Here is a 23,586-nt window from a genome sequence, read left to right as displayed (position 1 = left end):
CTGCCTGCGACAGTGCGCTGCGGCTACGCGGCGGCCGTGACGCGGATGCCGCGGATCTGCCCGGCGACGGGCGCCTGCGGCGGCTTCGGATAGGCCTGCGGATCGAAGCGGTGCAGCAGTTCCGCCTCGCGCGCCCGCGCCAGCGCCACGTTGGCCAGCTTGACGTGGCCGAAGCCGCGCATGGAGAGCGGGAGCGCGGCGATCTCGGTGGCGACCTTGATCCGCTCCGGCGCCAGCGCGTCCAGCAGGGCCTCGATGCGCGCGCGATAGCTGCGCACCAGCGAGCGCTCCAGCCGGCGCTCCTCGGTGTAGCCGAAGACATCGAACAGGCCGCCGCGCAGACGACGTCCGTGCGCGAGCAGCCGCATCGCGGGCAGCATCCAGCCTCCAAGGCGGATCTTGCGCGGCGCCTCGCCGTCCTTGCCCCGGCTCAGGAGCGGGGGCGCCATGTAGAACTCCAGTTGCGGGTCACCCTCGAACTGCTGCCGCAGCGTGCGCAGGAACTCGCCGTCGGTGTACAGGCGCGCCACCTCGTACTCGTCCTTGTAGGCCATCAGCTTCAGCAGCGAACGGGCGACGGCGCGCGTGAAGGGCAGGGACGCATCCGCTGCGAGCGATGCCTCCCGCACGCGCACGCGCGCCACGAAGTCCGCATAGCGGCGCGCATACGCCGCGTCCTGGTAGCCGGTGAGATGGCGCACGCCGCGCGCCACGATCGCCTCGAGGCTGTCGCTGTCGATCGCCGGCTCGTGCGACGGCTTCTGCAACAGCGCCGTCACTACCGCGGGATCGGCGGCCGCCAGGCGTCCGAGCGAGAACGCCAGCTTGTTGTTCTCCACGCCGACGCCATTGAGCTCGATGGCACGCAGCAGCGCCGCGTGGCCGACCGGCACCAGCCCGCGCTGCCAGGCGAAGCCGAGCGCGAGGATGTTCGAGACGATGGAGTCGCCGAGGAAGGCTTCGGCCAGCGCCTGCGCATCGAGCGTCTCCACCCGATCGGCACCCGCCGCGAAGCGCAGCTTGTCCAGCAGCTGCGGCACCTTCAGGCTCGCATCCGGATTGCGCAGGCTCTCGGCCACCGGCACCTCGTGCGTGTTGGCCAGGATGCGCGTGCGGCCATGGCGCACGGTGGCCAGAGCGTCGGGCGAGGCGCCCACCACCAGGTCGCAGGCCAGGATCGCGTCGGCCTGCTGGGTGTCGATGCGCACCTGGTTCAGTCGCGAGGGAACGTCGGCGATGCGCACGAAGCTCAGCACCGAGCCGCCCTTCTGCGCAAAGCCCATGAAGTCGAGCACGCTCGCGCTCTTGCCTTCCAGGTGCGCGGCCATCGTGATCAGGACCCGACCGTCACGACACCGGTGCCGCCCACGCCCGTGACGAGCAGGTCATACGGACCGGTCCACGCATGCGGCTGTGGCACCGGCAGCGCATCGATGCGGCGCGTGAAATCGGCCGAACCGCCGGCCAGCGCCCCCGTGCGCTTGCGCGGCTGCCCACCCAGCACGCCCACGAAGCTGGGGCAGAAGCCCTTGGCGCACGAGTAGTCCTTGTTGCAGCTGCTCTGGTCGATCTTCCGCTTGCGGCCCAGCGGCGTCTCCAGCGGCAGCACGGCGACGCAGTTGCTCTGCACGCTGCAATCGCCACAGCCTTCGCACACGCGGTCGTTGATGAATACGCGTCGCGCCGGATCCACCAGCTCGCCCTTCTTGCGGCGACGTCGCTTCTCGGCGGCGCAGGTCTGTTCGTAGATCAGCACCGTGACGCCCGGCATCTCGCGCAGCCGGCGCTGCACCGCATCGAGCTGGTCGCGGTCGTGGAACTCGGTGCCGGCCGGGAAGCGGTTCCTGATCGCGTCGTACTTGCCGATGTCGTCCGAGAGCACCACGACCTGCTTCACGCCCTCGGCCTCGACCTGGCGCGCGATGCCGTCGACGCTGATGATGCCGTCCACCGGCTGGCCGCCGGTCATCGCCACCGCGTCGTTGAACAGGATCTTGTACGTGAGCGTCGCGCGCGCCGCCACGGCTTGCCGGATCGCGAGGTAGCCCGAGTGGTAGTAGGTGCCGTCGCCCAGGTTCTGGAACACGTGCGGCACCTTGGTGAACATCGCATGCGACACCCAGTCCACGCCTTCGCCGCCCATCTGAATCAGGCCTTCGGTGTCGCGGTTCATCCAGCTGGCCATGAAGTGGCAGCCGATGCCGGCCTGCGCATGCGATCCCTCGGGCACCTTGGTGCTGGTGTTGTGCGGGCAGCCTGCGCAGAAGTAGGGCAGGCGCTTGACCGCATCGCTCTCGTTGGACAGCAGCTCGGGGAGCGTGAAGTCGCGCACAAGGTGACGGCGATCGAGGTCGGGGAAGTGGCCGGCCAGCCAGTCGGCCACGATCGCGATCAGGCGCGAGGGCCGCAGCTCGCCCAGTGCGGACACAAGCGTTGCACCGTCTGCATCCGTCTTGCCCACGATCGTCGGTCGCTCGCTGGCGTTGTAGAACATGGAGCGCAGCTGCTCCTCGACCACCGGGCCCTTCTCCTCGATCACCAGCACTTCCTTCAGGTCGCGCACGAACTCGCGCATGCGGGTCGGTTCGATCGGGTAGGTGAGTCCCAGCTTGTCGATCCGCACCCCGTGCTGCTCCAGCGTCTCGGGCGTGATGTCGAGACGGCGCAGCACCTCCATGAAGTCGTAGTGCGCCTTGCCCGCCGTGACGATGCCGACGGTGGCGCGTTCGCTGCGCACGATGTGGCGGTCGATGCTGTTGATCCGCGCGAAGGCGCGCACGGCTTCAAGCTTGGCATGCAGGCGCTGCTCGATCACCAGCGACGGCAGGTCGGGCCAGCGGTAGTGCAGGCCGCCTGCGGGCGGCGTGTAGCCGGTCAGCTGGCGCACGGTGTCCGCGTCCTGCCACGTGGCCACGCGCGCGTTCACGAGGTCCAGGTCCACCGTCGAAGCGCTCTCGACCACTTCGGACAGCGCCGTGAAGCCGACCCAGTTGCCCGAGAAGCGCGAGAGCTGCCAGCCATAGAGGCCGAACTCCAGGTACTCGGCCACGCTGCCTGGCGACACGATCGGCGCATGCCATGACTGGAACGCCTGGTCGCTCTGGTGCGGCATCGACGACGACACGCAGCCATGGTCGTCGCCCGCCACCATCAGGACGCCGCCATGGGGCGAGGCGCCGTACGCGTTGCCGTGCTTGAGCGCGTCGCCCGCGCGGTCCACGCCGGGCCCCTTGCCGTACCACATCGCGAAGACCCCGTCGCACGTGCGCTCGGGGTCGGCCTCGACGCGCTGAGTTCCCAACACTGCGGTGGCGCCCAGTTCCTCGTTGATGGCGGGCAGGAACCGCAGGCCGGCTTCGTCGAACTTCTTCCCGGCTTTCCAGACCGCCTGGTCGACCATCCCGAGCGGCGATCCGCGGTAGCCGCTGATGAACCCCTGCGTGTTGAGGCCGGCGGCCGCGTCGCGCTGGCGCTGCATCAGCATCAGCCGCACCAGCGCCTGGGTGCCGGTGAGGAAGATCGCGCCGCCTTGCGCCCACAGGCTGTCGCTGAGCTTGTAGTCGGGGCGGGCGAGGGGGGCTTGCTCCGTCGTGGTCGTGGTCATGTGCATGTCTCCTGCTTCCCTGTCATTGCGGGCTCGACCCGCAATCCAGTCCGGCGCTCATCGAGGCGCTCGCTGGATGCCGGGTCAAGCCCGGCATGACAGCTGGTCAGAGAAGAGGTTAGACCAGCGGCCCAGGAAAGAGCTTCTTTTCTCCTCCACCTGAGCCGATGCAGGAGAATGCCGTTCTCCAAACAAGGACCGTTGAAGAATGGACTCCCTCGACCGCCACGACGTGCTGCTGCTGGCCGAGCTGCAGCGCGATGCCCGCCAGACCGTGCAGCAGCTGGCCAGCGCCGCCGGGCTGTCCAGCACGCCGTGCTGGAAGCGGGTCAAGGACATGGAGGCGGCCGGCATCATCCGCGGCTACACGGCCCTCGTCGATCGCGAGCGTGTCGGGCTGTCGCTGTGCGTGCTGGCCGAGGTCAACCTCACGCGCCACAACGAGGACGACGTGCGCCGCTTCGAGCAGGCCGTGGCCGCCTGCCCGCAGATCGTCAGCTGCTACGCCACCACGGGGCAGGCCGACTACGTGATCAAGGTGCTGGTGCCCGACATCAAGCACTACGAGAGCTTCCTGCACGACACCGCGTTCAAGCTGCCGGGCGTGACGCACGTGCGCTCGAGCGTGGTGCTCAAGGAGGTGAAGTCCGAGTCGCGGCTGCCGCTCGACGTGCCGCGGCCCCGCGCCGCACCGGCCAAGCGTGCGCGCCGGTGATCGCCTTCTGGTTTTCCGTCCTGGTGTGCGCGCTCGTGCTGCGCCAGCTCGTGGCGCTGCACTGGGGCCTGCGGCAACTGCGGCTGCTCACCGACGTCGAACCTCTCGCCGACGCTGAGCTGCCCACCCTTTCGATCATCGTGAGCGCGCTCGACGAAGCGGCCACGATCGAGCCGGCGCTGCGATCGCTGCTCGCGCTCGACCATCCGCACCTGCAGGTCATCGCGATCGACGACCGCTCCACCGATGGCACCGGCGCCATCCTCGATCGGCTGGCGCGCGACGATCCGCGCCTGCGCGTGATCCATGTGGCGGCGCTGCCGGATGGCTGGCTGGGCAAGGTGCATGCCTTGCACCTGGGCGCGCAAGCCGCGAGTGGCAGGTTCCTGCTCTTCACCGACGCCGACGTGCACATGGCACCCGATGCGTTGCGGCGTGCGCTGGGCCACTGCGTGCGCGAGCGGCTGGACCATGTGGCGGTGCTGCCGCAGCTGCACGTGCGGCAGTCGCTGCTGGCCGCGCTGCTGGTGGAGTCGCAGGCGCTGTTCCATGCCACCTTGCCGCCGTGGAAGCTGGCGACGTCGCCGCGCGTGTACGTGGGCCTGGGCGCGTTCAACCTGGTGCGCGCGGATGCCTACCGGCGCGCCGGCGGCCACGAGGCGCTGAAGCTCGAAGTGCTGGACGACCTGGCGCTCGGGCGGCGCCTCAAGCTGCATGGCGCGCGGCAGGGCCTGCTGCTCGGTGAAGGTGCCGTCGCCCTCGAGTGGTACCGCGATGCACACGGCTTCATGCGTGGCGTGGAGAAGAACAGCTTCGCCGCGGCGGCGTACAGCGTGCCCCGTGCGCTGGCCGCCAGCCTGGGCTTCGCGGCGCTGCGCATCTGGCCGCTTGTGGGCCTGTTCGCCACCGCCGGTGCAACGCGCTGGGTGAACGCGCTGGCCGTGCTGGGCGCCCTGGCGATCCAGTGGCGCGTGCTGCGCACCACGCAGTGGCCGGCGGGCTGCCTGCTCTGGTTCCCGCTCACCGCGGTGCTGATGCTCGCGGTGTTGTGGCGCGCCGTGCTGCTGACGCTGCGCCGCGGCGGCATCGCCTGGCGCGGCACGTTCTATCCGCTCGAGGCGTTGCGTGCCGCGCGGCGCGCATCCGCTACTTGGCGCTGAAGTACTCCTGCACCGCGTCCCACGCGGCCTGCTGCAGCAGCCTGGCCGTCTCGGGCGGCAGGCCTGCCGTGTAGCTGGCGCCGACGGGACTCTTGCGGAACAGCGTCGCATACGTGGCGCAGCTGGCGAGGTAGGTGCCGGCCACGCTGGGATGGCGCTTGTCCGGCTGGTACAGCTCCAGCCCCGGCTGCCGCGAGATGGCCTTGGCGAATGCCAGTCCCGCCGGGATCACCATCGCGTCATTCGCATTGCCGGCCTTGGTGTACTGCTCGGCCAGCTGTTGCGTCATCTCGGGCTTGTCCTTGTAGGCCCACGACATGAACAGCACCGGCCGGATGCCCTGCTTGCGCAGGATCTCGGCGTCCTTCTTCACCGTGTCGTGGAAGGCCTGCTGCAGCTGCGGATGCACCGGGCACTGGCTGCAGTCCATCATCACCACGGTGTCGTACTGCTTGCCCGGCGGGTTGAAGCGGATCTCGTTGTCGCCGACGAACGAGTAGCGCCCGATGCCGTTGGGCCGCACCAGCGATTCCATGTCGTGCCAGTCCAGGCCCGAGCCGCTGATGGTGACCGAGGTGCCGCGCACCCCCGGCTTCTCGCCCAGCGACGACACCAGCTGGCCGAAGTGGTTGTGCATCGAGTTGTTGTAGTAGAAGAAGCTGTTGCCCACCCACATCATGGCTTCGGGCCGCGCGCCCGGGTCCGTGCGCTTGGGCGCGATCTGGGCGGCGGCACTGAGGGGCAGCGCTGCCGCCGCGAGCAGCGGCAGGGCAGCGAGCAGGTGGCGCAGGATGCGGGGCATGGCGTGTCTCCTGGTTGTGGTCGAGACAGCTTAGCCTTTCATGAGGCAGTCGGAAGCCGTGGATTCCCGCCTGCGCGGGAATGACGGTGGTGTGTCGTCCCCGCGAAGGCGGGGACCCAAGGCGTCCCGGGTTTGGATCAGCCAGGCAGCAGCACCTTGTCGACCACGTGGATCACGCCGTTGGACTGGTAGACGTCACTCGTGGTCACGTGGGCCATGCCGCCCTTGGCGTCGGTCACGACGATTCCGCTGCCTTGCATGGTGGCCACCAGCGGCTCGCCTTCGACGGTCTTCAGCATGGCCTTGCCGCCGCCCGCGCGGATCTGGCTCGCGAGCGCATCGGCATCCAGGCGTCCCGGCACCACGTGGTAGGTGAGCACCTTCGTCAGCGTCGCCTTGTTCTCCGGCTTGAGCAGCGTCGGCACCGTGCCCGCGGGCAGGGCGTCGAACGCCATGTTGGTGGGCGCGAACACCGTGAAGGGACCGGGGCCCTGCAGCGTGTCGACCAGGCCGGCGGCCTTCACCGCGGCAACCAGCGTCGTGTGGTCTTTCGAGTTCACCGCGTTGGCCACGATGGTCTTGCTGGGGTACATGGGCGCGCCGCCGACCATCTTGGTCTGCTCCATCGCGCCCATGGCCGTTCCGGTCGTGGTCATCGGACCGGTGCCACCGTTGCGGGAGGCATAGGCCATGTCCTGGCTGGGCATGCCGCTGCAGGCGGCCAGGAGGGAAGCGGCGCATGCCGCGGTCAGTGCGAATTTCTTCATCGTGGATCTCCGGTTGGGTTGATGCGGGACACGTTCCATGTGCATCCCGGACTGGATACGCGGGCTCTTTCCGACTGGATTCAGCCGACCGCCGGACATCCGATCCGCGAACGGCTGCGTACCCCGACAATCCCAGCCATGAACGATCTCGCCCAGGACCAGGTGATCGCGCTGCTCGAGCGCATCGCCCACCACGACGTGACCCCGGCCCGCCGCAGCGACGCGGAGGCCGCGCTGCGCGAGCTGTACGACCAGGTGGGCGGCCGCATCTACGGCGTGGCGATGCGCGTGCTGGGCAATCCGCAATGGGCCGAGGACGTGCTGCAGGACACCTTCCTGCAGGTCTGGCGCACGGCGCACGACTACCGGCAGACGCTCAGCCCGCCGCTGGCCTGGCTGGGGCTGATCGCGCGCAGCCGGGCGCTGGACTTCCTGCGGCGCCGCGCGAGCGAGCGCGCCGATGCCGCCTTGGAACTCGACGACGTGCTGGCCGACACCTTGGCCGGCGAGTCGGCCGATCCGCTGGACACGCAGGTGGCGAGCGAACACGCGTGGGCCTTGCACGAGTGCCTGCGCAAGCTCGAACCGAAGCAGCGCGAAGTGGTGAGCCTGGCCTACTTCCGCGACCTGAGCCACGGCGAACTGGCGCAGCAGCTGAAGCTGCCGCTGGGCACGGTCAAGACCTGGGTGCGCCGCGGCCTCGAGCAGCTGCGCAGCTGCATGGGCCGATTCGCCTGAGGACCGCGCCATGGACATCCTCGCCCATCCCGAACTCCTGGACCGGCTGGCCGCGGGCTATGCGCTCGGCACGCTGCGCGGTGGCGCCCGTCGCCGCTTCGCGGCCATCGCCCGGCAGAACCCCGCGGCACGCGCCCGCGTGATCGTCTGGCAGGAACACTTTGCCGCGCTGGCGGAACTGCAGCCTTCCGTGCAGCCGAGTGCGAATGCCTGGAAACGCATCGCCGACGCGATCGCGGCCGATGCACCGGCAGCAGCCGTTGCTGCGCCGGCGCGAGCCAGGGAGACGCCCATGCTCGACAGCCTTCGCCGCCGGCTGCTGGTGTGGCGCGGCATCACCGCCGCCACCACCGTGGCCGCGGTCGCCTCGCTGGCCATGGCCATGCACATGATGGACAAGCCCGAGATCCAGTACGTGGCCGTGCTGCAGGACCAGGCGCAGAACGCGTCGATGCTGGTGACGTTCGACCCGGGGAAGAGGACGCTGACGCTCAAGCGGGTGGGCGGCTTCCAGGAAGCGGCGGATCGCTCCCTGGAGCTGTGGGCGCTGCCGCCGGGCCAGGCGCCGAAATCGCTTGGCGTGGTGCAGGGCCAGCCCGTGGTGCGGCTGACGGCCGGATCGCGCGACGTGACCACGGCGCCGGCGCTGGCCATCACGCTGGAGCCCAAGGGCGGCGCCCCGGGAGGCAAGCCGACCGGGCCCGTGCTGTTCAAGGGTCCGCTGCTGCAAACGACGCTGTAGGAAGCCTTGGGTCCCCGCCTTCGCGGGGACGACACCGTTCCGTCTGCCCGGGGCGGACCTGTCATTCCCGCGAAGGCCGGAATCCACCCCGGGGTCATTCTCGCGATCGAAGGCTCTGCCCCCGCGCAGGCGGGGGCGGGAATCCAAGCTTTAGAGCTGCTTGTGGAACACCGTCGTGGCGCAGAAAGCCCCGTCCGGCATCAGCGCGTAGTTCGGGATCGACCCCACGGCCTCCCAGCCACAACGCGCATACAGCCGCTCGGCGTCGCCGCCGGTGACGGTGTCCAGCACCAGCACCGTCTTCCCCGCGGCCCGCGCCTGCGCATCGATCGCCACCAGAAGGCGCTGCGCAATGCCTTGCCGGCGCGCACGCCGGTGCACCAGCATCTTGGCCACGTCGGCGCGGTGCGGCTGGTTGTCCGGCATCGCGACGACCAGCTGCACGGTGCCCACCGCGCGGCCTTCCTCGTCCTCGGCCACCAGCAGCACGCGCTCGCCACGACCCACGCCCTCCGCCACGCGGCGCCAGAACGCCAGTGCCTGCTCGCGCGGCAGCGAAGCCATGAAGCCCACCGACGCACCGCCTGCCACGCAGTCCAGCAGCACGTCGGCGAGTTCGTCGCTGCGCGCTGCTGCCTCTTCGGCGGTCAGCACGCGAATGGGCGCGGGCATGCGGTTCATGCCGTCAATCTAGCGGATCAGCTTCATGCCGTCGCTTCGTTCCACGGTCGAGGTTGATGGCTGCCGGCTCCTGTCCTATGATCGACCACGCGGTCGGAAATAATGTCGACACGCAGGAGAGCGCATGTACACGCAAGCCATGGACACGATGAAGGCCGAGGCCGGCAAGGCCGTGCGGTCCGCCGACGAGATGCGGCTGCAGGAGCGGTTCGATGCGCGCATCGACGCCGGCGAGTTCATCGAGGGCAAGGACTGGATGCCGGACCACTACCGCAAGACGCTGGTGCGGCAGATCAGCCAGCACGCGCACTCGGAGATCGTGGGCATGCTGCCCGAGGGCAACTGGATCTCGCGCGCGCCGACGCTCAAGCGCAAGGCGATCCTGCTGGCCAAGGTGCAGGACGAGGGCGGGCACGGCCTGTACCTGTATTCCGCGGCCGAGACGCTGGGCACCTCGCGCGACCAGATGTTCGAGGCGCTGCACACCGGCAAGGCCAAGTACAGCTCGATCTTCAACTACCCGACGCTGACCTGGGCCGACGTGGGCGTGATCGGCTGGCTGGTCGACGGCGCGGCCATCATGAACCAGGTGCCGATCTGCCGCTGCTCGTACGGCCCGTATGCGCGGGCCATGATCCGCATCTGCCGCGAGGAGAGCTTCCACCAGCGCCAGGGCTTCGAGTCGCTGCTCACCATGATGCAGAAGGGCACGCAGGCGCAGAAGGACGTGGTGCAGGACGCGGTGAACCGCTGGTGGTGGCCGTCGATCATGATGTTCGGCCCGCCCGACGACCAGTCGCCCAACTCCGCGCAGTCGATGCGCTGGGGCATCAAGCGCGTGTCGAACGACGAACTGCGCCAGCGGTTCATCGACGCCACCGTGGAGCAGGCGAAGGTGCTGGGCGTGACGCTGCCCGACCCCGAGCTGAAGTGGAACGAGGAACGGCAGCACCACGACTTCGGGAAGATCGACTGGGACGAGTTCTGGAACGTCGTCAACGGCAACGGCCCCTGCAACAAGGAACGGCTGGCCGCACGCGTGAAGGCGTGGGACGACGGCGCGTGGGTGCGCGAAGCCGCGCTCGCATATGCCGCGAAGAAGGCCGCGCCGGAGCAACTGGCGGCGTGAAGTCGGAAGCGGACAGCCGAACGCAAAAGACGCAAAAGGGCGCAAAAGGCGCGAAAGAAGAGAACACTGAGATGAATTCCTTTCGCGTCTTTTGCGTGATTTCGCGACTTTTGCGTTCGGCTGTCCGCCTTCCAAGGAGTTGACATGAGCGAAGCAAGTCAAGAGTGGCCCCTGTGGGAAGTGTTCGTGCGCAGCAAGAGTGGCCTGGACCACAAGCATTGCGGCAGCCTGCATGCGGTCGATCCGAAGATGGCCATCCAGATGGCGCGCGACGTCTACACGCGCCGGCAGGAAGGCACCAGCGTGTGGGTGGTGCGCTCCGACCACATCGTCGCCAGCGATCCCGGGGACAAGGCGATGAACTTCGATCCGATGGAGGACAAGGTGTACCGGCACCCGACCTTCTACAAGCTCCCCGACTCCGTGGACCACATGTGAGCGCGGCGATGCAAGGCTCGATCGCCATCAAGGACGACCCGTCGGTGCAGTACCTGCTGCGCATCGGCGACACGGCGCTCATCCTCGCGCAGCGCCTCGGCGAGTGGACGGGTCATGCGCCGGTGCTGGAGGAGGACATCGCCCTCGCCAACATCGCGCTCGACCTGGTCGACGCCAGGCCCGCGCGGTGCTCACGCACGCCGGCGCGCTGGAAGGCCAGGGCCACGACGAGGACCAGCTCGCGTTCCTGCGCGAGGAGCGCGACTACCGCAACGTGACCATGGTGGAACTGCCGCGCGGCGACTTCGCGGTCACGGTGCTGCGCAACGCGATGATGGCCACGTTCTTCCGGCTGCTCTGGGAGCGGCTGCGCGAATCGGGCGACGCCGAGCTGGCCGCCATCGCAGGCAAGGCCGTGAAGGAGGCGCGCTACCACCAGCAGCATTCGGCCGACTGGGTGGTGCGCCTGGGGCAGGGCACCGACGAGTCATTGCGCCGCCTGCGGGCCGCGCTCGACCAGCTGTGGCGCTACGGCGCCGAGTTGTTCGCCGACGATGCGGTCGACGAGCATGCGGCCGCGACGGGGCTGGGTCCGCGCTGGGGCGACCTGGGCGAAGCCTGGGAGGCCGAGATGGACGCGCTGCTGGCCGATGCGGGCCTGGAGGCGCCGAAGTCCACGCCGTATGTCTCGACCGGCAAGCGTGGCGTGCACAGCGAGCACATGGGCTTCATCCTCGCCGAGATGCAGCACCTGCAGCGCAGCTTCCCGGGCGGCGTGTGGTGAGCACCATGCCCGATCGCATCGGCAAGGCGTGGCAGGTGCTGGGCACCGTGCTCGACCCCGAGGTGCCGGCGCTCTCCGTGTGCGACCTGGGCATCGTGCGCGACGTCATCGACCACGGCGCCGAGCTGGAGGTCGTGCTCACCCCGACGTACTCCGGCTGCCCGGCCACCGAAGTGATCGAGCAGAGCGTGCTCGACGCGCTGCGGGCCGAGGGCCTGGGCCCGGCGCGCGCCACGCTGCGCCGCGCGCCCGCGTGGACCACCGACTGGATCAGCGACGAAGGCCGCCGCAAGCTGCACGACTACGGCATCGCGCCCCCGCGGCCCGCGCTGCCCGATGGAGCCGCGCCGATCCGCATCGTTCGCCGCGAGCCATCGATCGCGTGCCCCCGCTGCGGCAGCACCCACACGGAGCGCCTGTCCGCGTTCGGATCCACCGCGTGCAAGGCGATGTACCGCTGCCTGGACTGCCGCGAGCCGTTCGAGTATTTCAAGCCGCTGTGAAGGCGGACTGCCGAACGCAAAAGACGCGGAATCACGCGAAAGACGCAAAAGAGTCCGTCGAATGAATCGGTTCAAGGTCTTCTTTCGCGGCTTTCGCGCCCTTTTGCGTCTTTCGCGTTCGGCTGTCCGCATTCAGCTCTGACCCATGACTACGCCCCTCTTCCACCCGCTCAAGGTCCGCTCCATCCAGCCCGACACGCAGGAAGCCGTCGTCGTCGCGTTCGACGTGCCTCCCGAGCTGCAGCCCGTGTTCGGCTTCACGCAAGGCCAGTACCTCACGCTGCGCAAGGAGATCGACGGCCAGGATCTGCGGCGCTCGTATTCGATCTGCGCCGGCGTCGACGACGGCGAGCTGCGCGTCGGGGTGCGCAAGGTGCGTGGCGGCGTGTTCTCCAACTGGATCAACGAGCAGCTGCGTCCCGGCGACACCATCAACGTCATGGCGCCGCAGGGGCGCTTCTTCGTGCCCATCGAGCCGCAGGCCAGGCGCCACCATGTCGGCATCGCCGGCGGCAGTGGCATCACGCCCATCCTGTCGATCATGAAGACGGTGCTCGCCCGCGAACCCGCGAGCCGGTTCACGCTGGTCTACGGCAACCGCAGCCTCAAGTCCACGATGTTCAAGGAGGAGATCGAGGACCTGAAGGACCGGTACATGACGCGGCTGGTGCTGCACCACGTGTTCTCCGACGAGCACACCGACGCGCCGCTGAACATGGGCGTGATGAACCGCGACAAGATCGGCGAGTTCCTGCGCACCGTGGTGCCGGCGGGCCGTATCGACCATGCGTACGTCTGCGGGCCGTTCCAGATGAACGACGAGGCCGAGGCGGCGCTGCTGGCCGCGGGCGTGCCCGAGGACCGCATCCACATCGAACGTTTCGGCGTGCCGCTTCCCGCGGCTGGCAGCGTCGGCGCGGTGGTGCACGAGGCCCAGCCGGGCGACGCCGAGATCGCGAAGGTGGTGATCGTGCGCGACGGCCTGCAGCGCGAGATCACCTTCACCAAGGACCAGCCCAGCATCCTGGACTGCGCGTCCGCGGCCGGACTGGAGGTGCCGTTCTCGTGCACGTCCGGCGTGTGCGGCACGTGCCGCGCCAAGCTGGTGGAGGGCGAGGTGCGGATGGAGCGCAACTTCGCGCTCGACAAGGCCGAGGTCGCCGCCGGCTTCGTGCTCACCTGCCAGGCGCATCCGGTGACCGAGCGCGTGGTGCTGTCGTTCGATGAACGCTGAATGAAGACGAACACGAAGACGAACGCAAAAAACGCGAAACAGGCGCGAAAGACGCGAAAGAAGACTCGATGAAATCCTTTCGCGTCTTTCGCGTGATTTCGCGTCTTTTGCGTTCGGCTGTCCGCTCCCCGGCCGGAGGCCGGCCCTGACATGGGCCGCGGACGCCACGCCGGCTACGACGACCAGCGCGAGACCATCCTCGCGCAGGCGGCGCACCTGTTCGCCACCCGCGGCTATTCGGCGACCTCGATGAACGAGGTGGCCGAGGCGTGCGGCCTGTCGAAGGCCACGCTGTACCACTACTACCGCGACAAGTACGCGCTGCTGTTCTCCATCGCCGACACGCACGTCGAGCGCCTGCAGGGCATCGTGCATGACGCGCTGAGCGGCACGCGGGAGCCGCGGACCCGGATGCAGGCATTGATCAAGCGGCTCGTCGAGGAATACGCGGATGCGCAGGACGCGCACTGGGTGCTGACCAGCGAGGTGCGCTTCCTCGAGCCTGCGGACCGCCGCCGCGTGCTCGATCGCGAGCGCGCCCTCGTCGCTGCGTTCGCGCAGGTCGTCGGCGACCTGCGTCCCGACCTCAAGGAGGCCGCGCTGAGCAAGCCGCTCACCATGCTGCTGTTCGGCATGGTCAACTGGATGTTCACGTGGATGAAGCCTGGTGGCGCGCTCGACCACGACGCGATGGCGCCTATCGTCACCGACCTGTTCCTCGGCGGCCTGGGCGCCGTGCAGGTTCCGCCCGCCGCACCGGCGCACGCCGCCAAGACAAGGAGACAAGCATGACCGCCACCCCCGTCCTCCAGAGCTACGTCGCCGGTCGCTGGGTCGGCCGCGAAGCCGCGCAGCAACTGCGCAGCGCCGTCAACGGCAAGCCGGTCGCGAGCACGCATGCAGACAAGCTCGATTTCGCCGAGGCCGTGCGGCACGCGCGGAAGGTCGGCGTGCCCAACCTGCTGAAGCTCGATTTCCAGCAGCGGGCCGAACGCCTGAAGGCATTGGCCAAGTACCTGGCCGAGCGCAAGGAGACGCTGTACGCGATCTCGGCCCACACCGGCGCGACGCGCACCGACAGCTGGATCGACATCGAGGGCGGCAGCGGCACGCTGTTCGCGTATGCGGGCGTGGGTGGCAACGACCTGCCCTCGGGCAACGTGCTGCACGAAGGCCCGGCGATTCCGCTCGGCAAGACCGGCGCCTTCGCCGGCACGCACATCCTGGTGCCGCGCGGCGGCGTCGCGGTGCACATCAACGCGTTCAACTTTCCCGTGTGGGGCCTGCTCGAGAAGTTCGCTCCCAGTTTCCTGGCCGGCATGCCCTGCATCGGCAAGCCCGCCACCAGCACCAGCTATCTCACCGAAGCGGCGGTGCGGCTGATGGTGGAGTCGGGCCTGCTGCCCGAGGGCAGCCTGCAGCTGGTGATCGGCAGCACCGGCGACCTGCTCGACCAGCTCGATGGCAGCGACGTGGTCACGTTCACCGGCTCCGCCGACACCGCCGCGAAGCTGCGCGTGCACCCGAATCTCGTGCGGCATGCGATCCCGTTCAACGCCGAGGCCGACTCGCTGAACATGGCCGTGCTCGCCCCCGACGTGACGCCGGAGGACGAGGAGTTCGACCTGTTCGCCAAGGAGGTCGCGCGCGAGATGACCGTCAAGGCGGGCCAGAAGTGCACCGCCATCCGGCGCGCCATCGTGCCGCGCCAATACGTCGATGAAGTGGCGAGGCGCATCAAGGCGCGCCTCGCGAAGACCGTCGTCGGCGATCCCGCGCTGGAGGACGTGCGCATGGGCGCGCTGGCCTCGCTCGACCAGAAGCAGGACGTGGCCGCGCGCGTGAAGGCGCTGCTGGAGAAAGCCGAGCTGGTGCACGGCGAGCGCGACGGCTTCGCGCCGCGCGGCGACGGCGTGGCGGAAGGCGGGTTCTTCGCGCCCACGCTGCTGCTGGCGAAGAACCCGCTGGCCGACGATGCGGTCCACGACATCGAGGCCTTCGGTCCGGTGAGCACGCTGATGGCGTACGACGGGCTCGACGATGCGCTGGTCCTCGCGGCCAAGGGGAAAGGCAGCCTCGTCGGCACGCTGGTCACGAAGGATCCTGCCATTGCAGCGGGCTTCGTCCCAGCAGCCGCGGCCACGCACGGCCGCATCCTGGTGCTGGATCGCGAGGCGGCCAAGGAGTCCACCGGCCACGGCTCACCGTTGCCGCAGCTGAAGCACGGCGGCCCGGGCCGCGCGGGCGGCGGCGAGGAGCTGGGTGGCCTGCGTGCCGTCAGGCACTACCTCCAGCGCGCCGCGGTGCAGGGCTCGCCGACGATGCTGGCCGCGGTCACGGGCGAGCACGTGCGCGGCGCCAAAGTGCGCGAGAGCGAGGTGCATCCGTTCCGCCGCCACTTCGAGGATCTGCAGGTCGGCGATTCGCTTCTCACGCACCGCCGCACCGTGGGCGAGGCCGACATCGTCAACTTCGGCGGCATCTCGGGCGACTACTTCTACATGCACTTCGACGAGGTCGCGGCCAAGGACAGTCCGTTCGGCAAGCGCATCGCGCACGGCTATTTCGTGCTGTCCGCTGCGGCCGGGCTGTTCGTCTCGCCGGCGCCTGGGCCGGTGCTGGCGAACTACGGGCTGGATACCTTGCGCTTCGTGAAGCCGGTGGGCATCGGCGACACGATCCAGGCGCGGCTGACGGCCAAGCGCAAGATCGACCGGAATCGCAAGGATGCGAAGGGTGTGGGGCAGGGGGTCGTTGCTTGGGATGTCGAGGTGACGAACCAGCACGGGGAGCTTGTGGCTAGCTACGACATCCTGACGTTGGTGGCCAAGCGGGGTTGAAGCCGGGCGCGTGATTCGTTGCGGCATGGGGGCCGCGCGGCAGGCGGCATCTGGCAGGGCCTCATACGGTGAGAGTCGCTCCGCTGCGCGCGCTTCCGTCACCCAAATCGGCCCTGCCAGATGCCGCCTGCCGCGTGCCGGCACGGTGCGTGTTCGGAGAGGGGCCCTCAGTGCCGCGAGGGTGTCATCTGGCTTGACCCACGACCAAGCATGTGGGCGCCTTTGATTCCCGCGTTCGCGGGAATGACGCGACTTCAGAGAAGAGCAGAGCGGCCGGATGGCGCGTGGATCAAGCGCGCTGCCGCGCGCCCCCGATGCCCCGCCCGCTACGCGTCGGTCAGCTCCACCCAAACTGGCGCATGGTCGCTCGGCTTCTCCCGCCCTCGATGCTCCGCGTCGACACCCGTCGCCCGCAAGCGGGCGCGTAATGAGGGACTCACCAGCAGGAAATCCATCCGGAACCCAGCATTCCGGTGGAACGCGGCCGTGTTCACCCAGAACGTGTAGATGCGCTCGCGCGGATGCAGGTGCCGCGTGGCGTCGCTCCAGCCCTGGGCGAGCAGGTCGTCGTACAGGCGCCGGGTCTCCGGCTGCATCACCGCGTCCCACTGCCACAGCCACGCGTTGTAGATGTCGAAGTCCGTCGGCACGACGTTGAAGTCGCCGGCCAGCACGGTGGGTTCGCCGTCGGCCAGCAACTGCGCGGCATGCTCGTTGAAGCGGCGGAACCAGTCCAGCTTGTGGTCGAACTTGGGACCCGGCTGCGGGTTGCCGTTGGGCAGGTACACCGAGGCGATCCGCAAGCCTCCCACGCGGGTCTCGAGGTAACGCGCCTGCCCGTCGTCGCCATCGCTGGGCAAGCCGCGGCGCACTTCGACCGGCGCGGCGCCACGCGCGAGCACCGCGACGCCGTGGTGCCGCGGTTGCCCATGCCACGCGCCGTCGTAGCCCGCCTCGCGCAGCGCCTCGATCGGAAACCGTGGATCGCTGGTCTTGATCTCCTGCAGGCAGGCGACGTCGGGGCGGGTCTCCTGCAACCACTCCAGCAACCGCGGCAGCCGGCCGCTGACGCCTTTGACGTTGAAGGTGGCGATCCGCATGTGGCGATCTCATCAAGCAACGCTGCGCCCGGTTGTAGGCAGGCATCCAGAGATGAGGCAGGCGCCGCACGGCGCGCGGGCCCGACGCTAGGATGCAACGCGATGGCCGAGCCCGCCGTGCACCGACCCCTGCCGCTGCCGCACCTGCGGCCCGCCGTCGCGGTCGCGTGGATGGTGGCCCTGGTGCTGCTGTTCGGCATGCTGGCCGCCGACCTGGTGCTGCATGGACCCATCACGCGACTCGACGCGCCGATCAGTGCCTGGTTCGGCAACCACCTGCGCCCATCGACGACGCAGCTGATGCTCGCGGTGAGCGCGATGCACCAGACCGTCGCGATCTGCATCGTGGCCGCGCTGCTGGCGATCGGCCTGTTGTCCGCCCGCCAGCGGCATTGGGTGCCGCTGCTGCTGGCGGCCGTGCCCGGCGGCCTCGTGCTCAACGCGGTGGTCAAGCTGGGCTTCGAGCGCGCGCGGCCCGCCTTCGACCATCCGCTGGTGCATCTCACCACCTACAGCTTTCCCAGCGGCCATGCCGCGGGCGCGACTGTGTGGTGGGGCTTCGTGCTGGCGCTCTGGTGCACCCGCGAGCGCAGCGCTGCAGCGCGCACCGCCGGTGCGATCGTTGCAGTTGCCCTGGTGGGGATCACCGCGCTGTCGCGTGTCTACCTCGGCGCGCACTATCCCAGCGACGTTCTGGCCGGCATCGTCGAAGGCACGTTCTGGCTGCTGGCCTGCTTCTCCGGTGCGCAGGTCGTGGCGCACCACGGCGCGGGAGCCATGGCGTGAAGGAACCCACTGCCCGTTCGGCCGTCGTGCTGCTCAATGCGAAGTCGGGGCAGGGCTGCCCGCCGGAGATGGTGGCCAGCCTGCAGGACAAGTTGGCGCAGCGTGGCCTCGTGGCCCAGGTGGTGCTGTTCCAGGACGGCAGCGAACTGCTGGCCGCCGCGGCGCGCGCCAGCAGCGACGGCGTGCCGCTGGTGATCGCGGCCGGCGGCGACGGGACGGTCAGTGCCGTGGCCTCGCAGCTGGCAGGCACCGCCACCGTGCTGGGCGTCCTGCCGATGGGAACGCTGAACCACTTCGCCAAGGACCTCGGGCTGCCGATGGACCTGGATGCCGCGCTCGACGTGCTGGCGGGCGGCCGCACCGTTGCCGTCGACGTCGGCGAGGTCAACGGCCGCGTGTTCATCAACAACTCCAGCATCGGCATCTATCCGGACATCGTGCTCGACCGCGAGCGCCAGCGCAGGCGGCTGGGCCGCGGCAAGTGGCCTGCCTTGGCGGTGGCGTGCCTCAACGTGCTGCGGCGCCATCCGTCGATGTACGTGGAACTGCAGGTCGAGGGCGAGCGGCTGCTGCGGCGCAGCCCGTTCGTCTTCATCGGCAACAACCGCTACGAAGTGGAAGGCTTCGCCATCGGCAGCCGCACCGCCCTCGATACCGGGCGGCTCAGCCTCTACATGGCCCACCACGGCGGCCGCTTCGGCCTGTTGCGGCTCGCGTTGCTGGCCCTGCTGCAGCGCCTGCGGCAGGCCGACGATTTCGAGATGCTGGAAGCAGCCGAACTGGTGATCCGTCCGGCGCGACGCAGGATCCGCGTCGCCGCCGACGGCGAGGTGCTGGTGATGCAGACGCCGCTGCAGTACCGGGTGCGTCCCGGCGCGTTGCGGGTGCGGGCGCCCTCGCAAGCGCCGGCCTGAGCCAGCGCGCCGCTACATCGCGTGGTGGCAGCCGCCGCTGGTGGCCTTGACGCCCGCGGTGGGCACATCGTCGTCGACCGGCAGCACGCCGTGCTCGACGTCCTTGGCGGTCGGCGTGGCAACGAAGTTGCCTGCCGGCACGGCAGCGACGGTGGGTTTCACTTCGGGACTTGGTGGCGTCGACGTCGCCGAGGGCGGCGAGACCCAGGCGGCCAGTGCGACGCCGCCGAGGAATACCGCGGCGATCGCGCCGGCCCAGCGCGGACGCAGCCCTTGCGGGCGGGGCGGGACGGAAGCACCGGCGTCTTCACCGGTGAAGGCCTTCGGTTCACGGACGAGATGGCACATGGCGGCCTCCTGCGTATGACCGGGGCAGTCTAGTGAGCGGCCCCCTCGATGCAAGGCGAACCGCAGCCGAGCCGCGTGATTGTTGTCAGGCAGCGGGCGCGTGCCTTGCCTGCTGCGCGTGCAGCCAGCCCAACCCTGCGCTGGTGCCCGCGCGCGGCCGGTATTCACAGCCGATCCAGCCGGTGAAGCCGAGTTCGTCGATGACGTCGAACAGGAACGGATAGTTCAGCTCGCCGACGTCGGGCTCGTGGCGCTGCGGCACGCCGGCGATCTGCAGGTGGCCCACGCGGCCCGTCGGCAGGTACTGGCGCAGCTTCATGCTGACATCGCCCTCGACGATCTGGCAGTGGTACAGGTCCATCTGCACCTTGAGGTTGGGCGCGCCGACCTCGGTGACGATGGCATGCGCCTCGTCCTGCCGGTTCAGGAAGAAGCCCGGGATGTCGCGCGTGTTGATCGGCTCCAGCAGCACGTCGACGCCTTGCTTCGCGGCCTGCTGCGCGGCCCAGCCCAGGTTGCCGAGATACGTGCGGCCCAGCACCGCACGGTCGGCAGCTGCTGGCACCAGCCCGGCCATCAGGTGGATGCGCGGGCACTTCAGTTCGGCGGCGTACTCGAGCGCGCGCTGCACGCCGCTGCGGAATTCGGCTTCGCGGCCAGGCAGGCTGGCGAGGCCGCGCTCGCCCGCGTTCCAGTCACCGGGTGGTGCGTTGAACAGCACCTGCTGCAGTCCGTTGTCCTGCAGCCTCTGGGCGAGTTCACGCGCCGGGTAGTCGTAGGGAAACAGGTATTCGACGGCGGTGAAGCCATCGCGCGCGGCGGCGGCGAAGCGCTCGGGGAACGGGTGTTCCGCGTACATCATGCTCAGGTTGGCGGCGAAGCGGGGCATGGTCGGTTCAGCTCCAGGGGGGTCACCACAGCGCGCCGAAGTTGCGGCGCAGGTCATCGATGCGGTCGGCGTCCAGCGGCTCGGCACGGCGTTGCACGAGCAGCCACAGGCGCGCGGTCTCTTCCAGTTCCTCGAGCGTGGCCGACGCCTCGCCCAGGCTGCGATGCCACACCACCGGGCCCAGGCGGTCGAGCATCACGGCACGCAGCGGCAGTTGCCGCTCGTGCGAGGCCGTGATCGCCTGCGCCACCCACTCGGCCGCCGCCGGATCGCCGGGACGGTGGTAGGGCGCCAGCGGCACGTGGCCGACCTTCATCACGTAGTACGGCGTGATCGGCGGCAGGATGTCCTGCGGCTGCCAGACGCCCGCGAGCGTGAGGGCCACCAGGTGCGTGGCATGCGTGTGGATCACGCAGCGTGCCTGCGGGTCGGCCGCATAGATGCGCCGATGCAGCGCCAGCGTCTTGGACGCGCGGTCGCCCGAGCGCTGCTGGCCGTCGGCCCCGATGTGCGCCAGCCGCCGCGGCTCCAGCGTGCCCAGGCAGGCGTCGGTGGGCGTGATCAGCCAGCCGCCGCCTTCGGTGTTGTCGAGCCGCACGCTGATGTTGCCGGCGGTCGCATGCACGTAGCCACGCTCGAACAGCGAGCGGCCGATGCGGCAGACCTCCTGCGCGATGGCGTCCATCTACACCGCTCCCGCGAAGGTCTTGAGGAAGAAGTCGGGCGTGCCGAAGTTGCCGGACTTGAGCGCCAGGTGCACGGGCACGCCGAGCGCGGTGTTGGCCCAGGTCCAGGGCACGCCGGGATCGATCTGCGGACCGATGCGCAGCTGGCGCACGCCCAGGGCCTGCACCACGGCGCCCGATGTTTCGCCGCCCGCGACGACCAGCTGGCGCACGCCGCGCTCGACCAGCCCGCGAGCGACCGCAGCCAGGCAGTGCTCGACCATCTCGCCGGCCTGCGACACGCCCAGTCGCGCCTGCACGGCCTTCACCGCTGCCGGTTCGGCCGTCGCGTGCACCAGCACCGGTCCGCGTGCGAGCAGCGGCTCGGCCCAGCGCAGCGCCGCGGCTGCAACGTCTTCTCCCGCGGCAATCGCCAGCGGATCGACCGCGAACGCCGGCCGCCCGGCCTGGCGGAACTGCTGTACCTGCGCGTTGGTGGCCGTCGAGCAACTGCCCGAGACCACGGCGCCACAGCCCTCGAAGGGCGGCAGCGCATCGGCCAATTGTCCCTTCTGCAGCCGGCCGCTGCCTTGCCAGTTCTGCGGCAGCCCGATCGCGATGCCCGACCCCGCCGTCACGAGCGGCATGCCCTGGAGCGCGGGACCGATGCGCAGCAGGTCGTCGTTGGACACCGCATCGAGCACGGCGACGCCGACGCCTTCGGCCTGCAGTTGCGCAAAGCGCTCGCGGATCGCGGCCGGTCCGCGAGAGACCACGTCGTACGCCACCAGGCCCACCTTGCGCCGCGTCTGCGCCTGCAGCACGCGCACGAGGTTCGGGTCCGTCATCGGCGTGAGCGGATGGTTCTGCATGCCGCTCTCGTTCAGCAGCACGTCGCCCGCGAACAGGTAGCCCTTGAAGACGGTGCGCTTGTTCTCGGGGAAGGCGGGGCAGGCGATGGTGAAGCCCTGGCCGGCGCCTTGCAGCTGGTCGAGCAGCGCGTCGGTCACCGGTCCGATGTTGCCCTGCGGCGTGGAATCGAACGTGGAGCAGTACTTGAAATAGACCTGCTCCACGCCCTGCCGCTGCAGCCACGCCAATGCGTCCAGCGATTGCGCCACGGCGTCCGCGGCGGGAATGGTGCGGGACTTGAGCGCCACCACGATGGCGTCGGCGTCGGCGTCGGTGTCCAGCGGACCCTCGGGAATGCCGATGGTCTGCACGGCGCGCATGCCGGCGCGCACCAGGTTGTTGGCCAGGTCGGTGGCGCCGGTGAAGTCGTCGGCGATGCAGCCCAGGAGCGGCTTGGCCATCACGCGTCCCTGGACGGCAGCGTGATGCCGGGGAAGATCTTGATCACCGCGGCATCGTCCTCGCGGCCGTGGCCTGCAGTCGAGGCCTGCATGAACATCTGGTGCGCGGTGCTCGCCAGCGGAAGCGGGAATTTGCTGGCGCGTGCGGTGTCGAGCACCAGGCCGAGGTCCTTGACGAAGATGTCCACCGCGGATAGCGGCGTGTAGTCGGCGGCCAGCACGTGGGCCATGCGGTTCTCGAACATCCAGCTGTTGCCGGCGCTGTGCGTGATCACCTCGTACAGCGCGTTCGCATCGACCCCTTCGCGCAGGCCCAGCGCCATCGCTTCGGCGGCGGCCGCGATGTGCACGCCGGCCAGCAGCTGGTTGATGATCTTCACCTTGCTGCCGTTGCCCGCGCGGTCGCCCAGCCGGTACACCTTGGCGGCCATCGCGTCGAGCAGCGCACCGCAGCGCTCGTAGGCGGCGGGCTTGCCGGCGGTCATCATCGTCATCTGGCCCGACGCAGCCTTGGCTGCACCGCCCGAGATCGGTGCGTCCAGGTACAGCAGGCCCATGGCCTCCAGTCGGGCTTCCTGCGCCACCGACCAGTTGGGGTCGACGGTGGAGCACATCACGAAGACGCTGCCGGGCTTCATCGCGGCGGCCGCGCCGTGCTCGCCATGCAGCACCGCTTCGGTCTGCTGTGCATTCACCACCACCGAGACCACCACGTCGCATTGGCGCGCAAGCTCCGCCGGCGTGGCGCAGGCGACGCCGCCTTCCGCCGCGAACGCTTCCGCGACGCCGGGCCGTGCATCGCAGACACGCACCTGGTGGCCGGCGCGCCGCAGCGAGCCGGCCATGCCCGAGCCCATCGCGCCGAGCCCGATCAGGCCGACAGTGGTCATGAGTGTCCCTTCCTGGTGATGACGCCGGATTCTGGGGCAGCCGCCGTGCCGCGCGCCCTCAGGTTAACCCCGCCGAACTCATGCAGGCCACGCGCACGATTCCTACAGCCGAGCAACGAAGGCCCTTCTAGACTCGAATGACCACGAACGTTCTCAATGAACAAGGAGATCCCGATGACCAAGCTGCTCTTCGCCCTGATGACCGCCGCCGCGCTGGCCGCCTGCTCCAACATGCCGGGCGCCCCCGGCGGCCCGACGCGCACCGCGGGCCAGGCCGTCGACGACGCCACGATCGGCACCAAGCTGAAGGCCGCCATCGCGGCCGATCCCGAACTGAGCGCGCTGAAGATCAACGTCGACACGACGCAGGGCAACGTGCGCCTGCGCGGCGAGGTCAAGAGCCTGTCGCTGCGCCAGAAGGTCGAGGCCATGGCCCGCAAGATCGAAGGCGTGAAGTCGGTCGACAACAACCTGGTCGTCACCGGCTGAGGAAGAGGTTTGTCATTCCCGCGAAGAGCCTGCCCCCGCGCAGGCGGGGGCGGGA

22 protein-coding genes and 2 pseudogenes are annotated in these 23,586 nt (G+C 69.4%); 14 read left to right on the top strand and 10 right to left on the bottom strand.

Going from position 1 to position 23,586, the window contains the following annotated elements; genetic code table 11:
• Window positions 1-23: 23 nt before the first annotated feature.
• Window positions 24-3,604, bottom strand: a pseudogene (locus tag ACPWT1_RS20750) (indolepyruvate ferredoxin oxidoreductase family protein).
• 208 nt (window positions 3,605-3,812) lie between these two features.
• Here ACPWT1_RS20750 and ACPWT1_RS20745 point away from each other — a divergent pair.
• Both ACPWT1_RS20745 and ACPWT1_RS20740 read left to right on the top strand, forming a co-directional pair.
• The gene (locus tag ACPWT1_RS20745; protein ID WP_427913018.1) at window positions 3,813-4,319 is read left to right on the top strand and encodes an Lrp/AsnC family transcriptional regulator; all 507 of its coding nucleotides are present in this window, start codon (window positions 3,813-3,815) and stop codon (window positions 4,317-4,319) included.
• The gene (locus ACPWT1_RS20740; RefSeq protein ID WP_427913017.1) at window positions 4,316-5,479 is read left to right on the top strand and encodes a glycosyltransferase; all 1,164 of its coding nucleotides are present in this window, start codon (window positions 4,316-4,318) and stop codon (window positions 5,477-5,479) included. Before ACPWT1_RS20745 ends, ACPWT1_RS20740 begins: the two co-directional genes overlap by 4 nt.
• Here ACPWT1_RS20740 and ACPWT1_RS20735 read toward each other — a convergent pair.
• On the bottom strand, window positions 5,466-6,281 hold the full coding sequence (locus tag ACPWT1_RS20735) for a DUF4886 domain-containing protein (RefSeq protein WP_427913016.1): 816 nt from the start codon (window positions 6,279-6,281) through the stop codon (window positions 5,466-5,468). The two genes, ACPWT1_RS20740 and ACPWT1_RS20735, sit on opposite strands and share 14 nt — an antisense overlap.
• 137 nt (window positions 6,282-6,418) lie before the next feature.
• Window positions 6,419-6,937, bottom strand: a complete 519-nt coding sequence (locus tag ACPWT1_RS20730; protein ID WP_427915608.1) for a fasciclin domain-containing protein — start codon at window positions 6,935-6,937, stop codon at window positions 6,419-6,421.
• Between the two features lie 249 nt (window positions 6,938-7,186).
• Between ACPWT1_RS20730 and ACPWT1_RS20725 the strand changes: the two genes are divergently transcribed.
• Together ACPWT1_RS20725 and ACPWT1_RS20720 are read left to right on the top strand one after the other, a co-directional pair.
• Window positions 7,187-7,786 (top strand): RNA polymerase sigma factor, encoded by a 600-nt coding sequence (locus ACPWT1_RS20725; RefSeq protein WP_427913015.1) that lies wholly within the window; start codon window positions 7,187-7,189, stop codon window positions 7,784-7,786.
• 10 nt (window positions 7,787-7,796) lie between these two features.
• Window positions 7,797-8,528, top strand: a complete 732-nt coding sequence (locus tag ACPWT1_RS20720; protein ID WP_427913014.1) for an anti-sigma factor — start codon at window positions 7,797-7,799, stop codon at window positions 8,526-8,528.
• Between the two features lie 150 nt (window positions 8,529-8,678).
• On the opposite strand, the gene ACPWT1_RS20715 is transcribed toward ACPWT1_RS20720, so the two are convergent.
• Window positions 8,679-9,200, bottom strand: a complete 522-nt coding sequence (locus tag ACPWT1_RS20715) for a GNAT family N-acetyltransferase (protein WP_427915607.1) — start codon at window positions 9,198-9,200, stop codon at window positions 8,679-8,681.
• Window positions 9,201-9,333: 133 nt separating this feature from the next.
• Here ACPWT1_RS20715 and paaA point away from each other — a divergent pair, with 133 nt between their 5' ends.
• The 7 genes and pseudogenes from paaA (at window position 9,334) to paaZ (ending at window position 16,137) form a co-directional block, all read left to right on the top strand.
• Window positions 9,334-10,338: a 1,2-phenylacetyl-CoA epoxidase subunit PaaA gene (gene paaA, locus ACPWT1_RS20710; protein ID WP_427913013.1), complete on the top strand. Its 1,005-nt coding sequence runs from the start codon at window positions 9,334-9,336 to the stop codon at window positions 10,336-10,338.
• Window positions 10,339-10,482: 144 nt separating this feature from the next.
• A complete protein-coding gene (gene paaB / locus ACPWT1_RS20705) occupies window positions 10,483-10,776 on the top strand; it encodes a 1,2-phenylacetyl-CoA epoxidase subunit PaaB (protein WP_427913012.1) in 294 nt (97 codons plus the stop codon).
• Between the two features lie 8 nt (window positions 10,777-10,784).
• Window positions 10,785-11,560 (top strand): annotated as a pseudogene (paaC, locus tag ACPWT1_RS20700) (1,2-phenylacetyl-CoA epoxidase subunit PaaC).
• Window positions 11,561-11,565: 5 nt separating this feature from the next.
• Window positions 11,566-12,063: a 1,2-phenylacetyl-CoA epoxidase subunit PaaD gene (gene paaD, locus ACPWT1_RS20695; RefSeq protein ID WP_427913011.1), complete on the top strand. Its 498-nt coding sequence runs from the start codon at window positions 11,566-11,568 to the stop codon at window positions 12,061-12,063.
• A 145-nt stretch (window positions 12,064-12,208) separates the two neighbouring features.
• On the top strand, window positions 12,209-13,297 hold the full coding sequence (paaE, locus tag ACPWT1_RS20690; protein ID WP_427913010.1) for a 1,2-phenylacetyl-CoA epoxidase subunit PaaE: 1,089 nt from the start codon (window positions 12,209-12,211) through the stop codon (window positions 13,295-13,297).
• 150 nt (window positions 13,298-13,447) lie between these two features.
• Complete coding sequence (locus ACPWT1_RS20685) at window positions 13,448-14,089, top strand: TetR/AcrR family transcriptional regulator (RefSeq protein WP_427913009.1); 642 nt, start codon at window positions 13,448-13,450, stop codon at window positions 14,087-14,089.
• Complete coding sequence (paaZ, locus tag ACPWT1_RS20680) at window positions 14,086-16,137, top strand: phenylacetic acid degradation bifunctional protein PaaZ (protein ID WP_427913008.1); 2,052 nt, start codon at window positions 14,086-14,088, stop codon at window positions 16,135-16,137. The genes ACPWT1_RS20685 and paaZ overlap by 4 nt, the downstream gene beginning before the upstream one ends.
• A gap of 326 nt (window positions 16,138-16,463) precedes the next feature.
• Here paaZ and xth read toward each other — a convergent pair whose 3' ends face one another.
• Complete coding sequence (xth, locus tag ACPWT1_RS20675) at window positions 16,464-17,237, bottom strand: exodeoxyribonuclease III (RefSeq protein ID WP_427913007.1); 774 nt, start codon at window positions 17,235-17,237, stop codon at window positions 16,464-16,466.
• A gap of 102 nt (window positions 17,238-17,339) precedes the next feature.
• Between xth and ACPWT1_RS20670 the strand changes: the two genes are divergently transcribed.
• Window positions 17,340-18,023, top strand: a complete 684-nt coding sequence (locus tag ACPWT1_RS20670) for a phosphatase PAP2 family protein (protein ID WP_427913006.1) — start codon at window positions 17,340-17,342, stop codon at window positions 18,021-18,023.
• Window positions 18,020-18,937, top strand: coding sequence for a diacylglycerol/lipid kinase family protein (locus tag ACPWT1_RS20665; RefSeq protein ID WP_427913005.1), 918 nt, complete (start codon window positions 18,020-18,022; stop codon window positions 18,935-18,937). The genes ACPWT1_RS20670 and ACPWT1_RS20665 overlap by 4 nt, the downstream gene beginning before the upstream one ends.
• 12 nt (window positions 18,938-18,949) lie before the next feature.
• Here ACPWT1_RS20665 and ACPWT1_RS20660 read toward each other — a convergent pair whose 3' ends face one another.
• The 5 genes from ACPWT1_RS20660 to ltnD form a co-directional block, all read right to left on the bottom strand.
• On the bottom strand, window positions 18,950-19,285 hold the full coding sequence (locus ACPWT1_RS20660) for a hypothetical protein (protein ID WP_427913004.1): 336 nt from the start codon (window positions 19,283-19,285) through the stop codon (window positions 18,950-18,952).
• Window positions 19,286-19,370: 85 nt separating this feature from the next.
• The gene (otnI, locus tag ACPWT1_RS20655) at window positions 19,371-20,174 is read right to left on the bottom strand and encodes a 2-oxo-tetronate isomerase (RefSeq protein ID WP_427913003.1); all 804 of its coding nucleotides are present in this window, start codon (window positions 20,172-20,174) and stop codon (window positions 19,371-19,373) included.
• 22 nt (window positions 20,175-20,196) lie between these two features.
• The gene (locus ACPWT1_RS20650; RefSeq protein ID WP_427913002.1) at window positions 20,197-20,859 is read right to left on the bottom strand and encodes an aldolase; all 663 of its coding nucleotides are present in this window, start codon (window positions 20,857-20,859) and stop codon (window positions 20,197-20,199) included.
• On the bottom strand, window positions 20,860-22,152 hold the full coding sequence (gene otnK, locus ACPWT1_RS20645; protein ID WP_427913001.1) for a 3-oxo-tetronate kinase: 1,293 nt from the start codon (window positions 22,150-22,152) through the stop codon (window positions 20,860-20,862).
• Window positions 22,152-23,042, bottom strand: coding sequence for an L-threonate dehydrogenase (ltnD, locus tag ACPWT1_RS20640; RefSeq protein WP_427913000.1), 891 nt, complete (start codon window positions 23,040-23,042; stop codon window positions 22,152-22,154). Before ltnD ends, otnK begins: the two co-directional genes overlap by 1 nt.
• Window positions 23,043-23,216: 174 nt before the next feature.
• On the opposite strand from ltnD, the gene ACPWT1_RS20635 reads away from it, so the two are divergent.
• A complete protein-coding gene (locus ACPWT1_RS20635; protein WP_427912999.1) occupies window positions 23,217-23,531 on the top strand; it encodes a BON domain-containing protein in 315 nt (104 codons plus the stop codon).
• Window positions 23,532-23,586 lie beyond the last annotated feature (55 nt).

The sequence above is a fragment of the Ramlibacter sp. MMS24-I3-19 genome, from assembly GCF_050320135.1.
Lineage (GTDB): Bacteria > Pseudomonadota > Gammaproteobacteria > Burkholderiales > Burkholderiaceae_C > Ramlibacter.
Note: the sequence above shows the minus strand (reverse complement) of the source record. Positions and strands in the feature narration are given on the sequence as shown.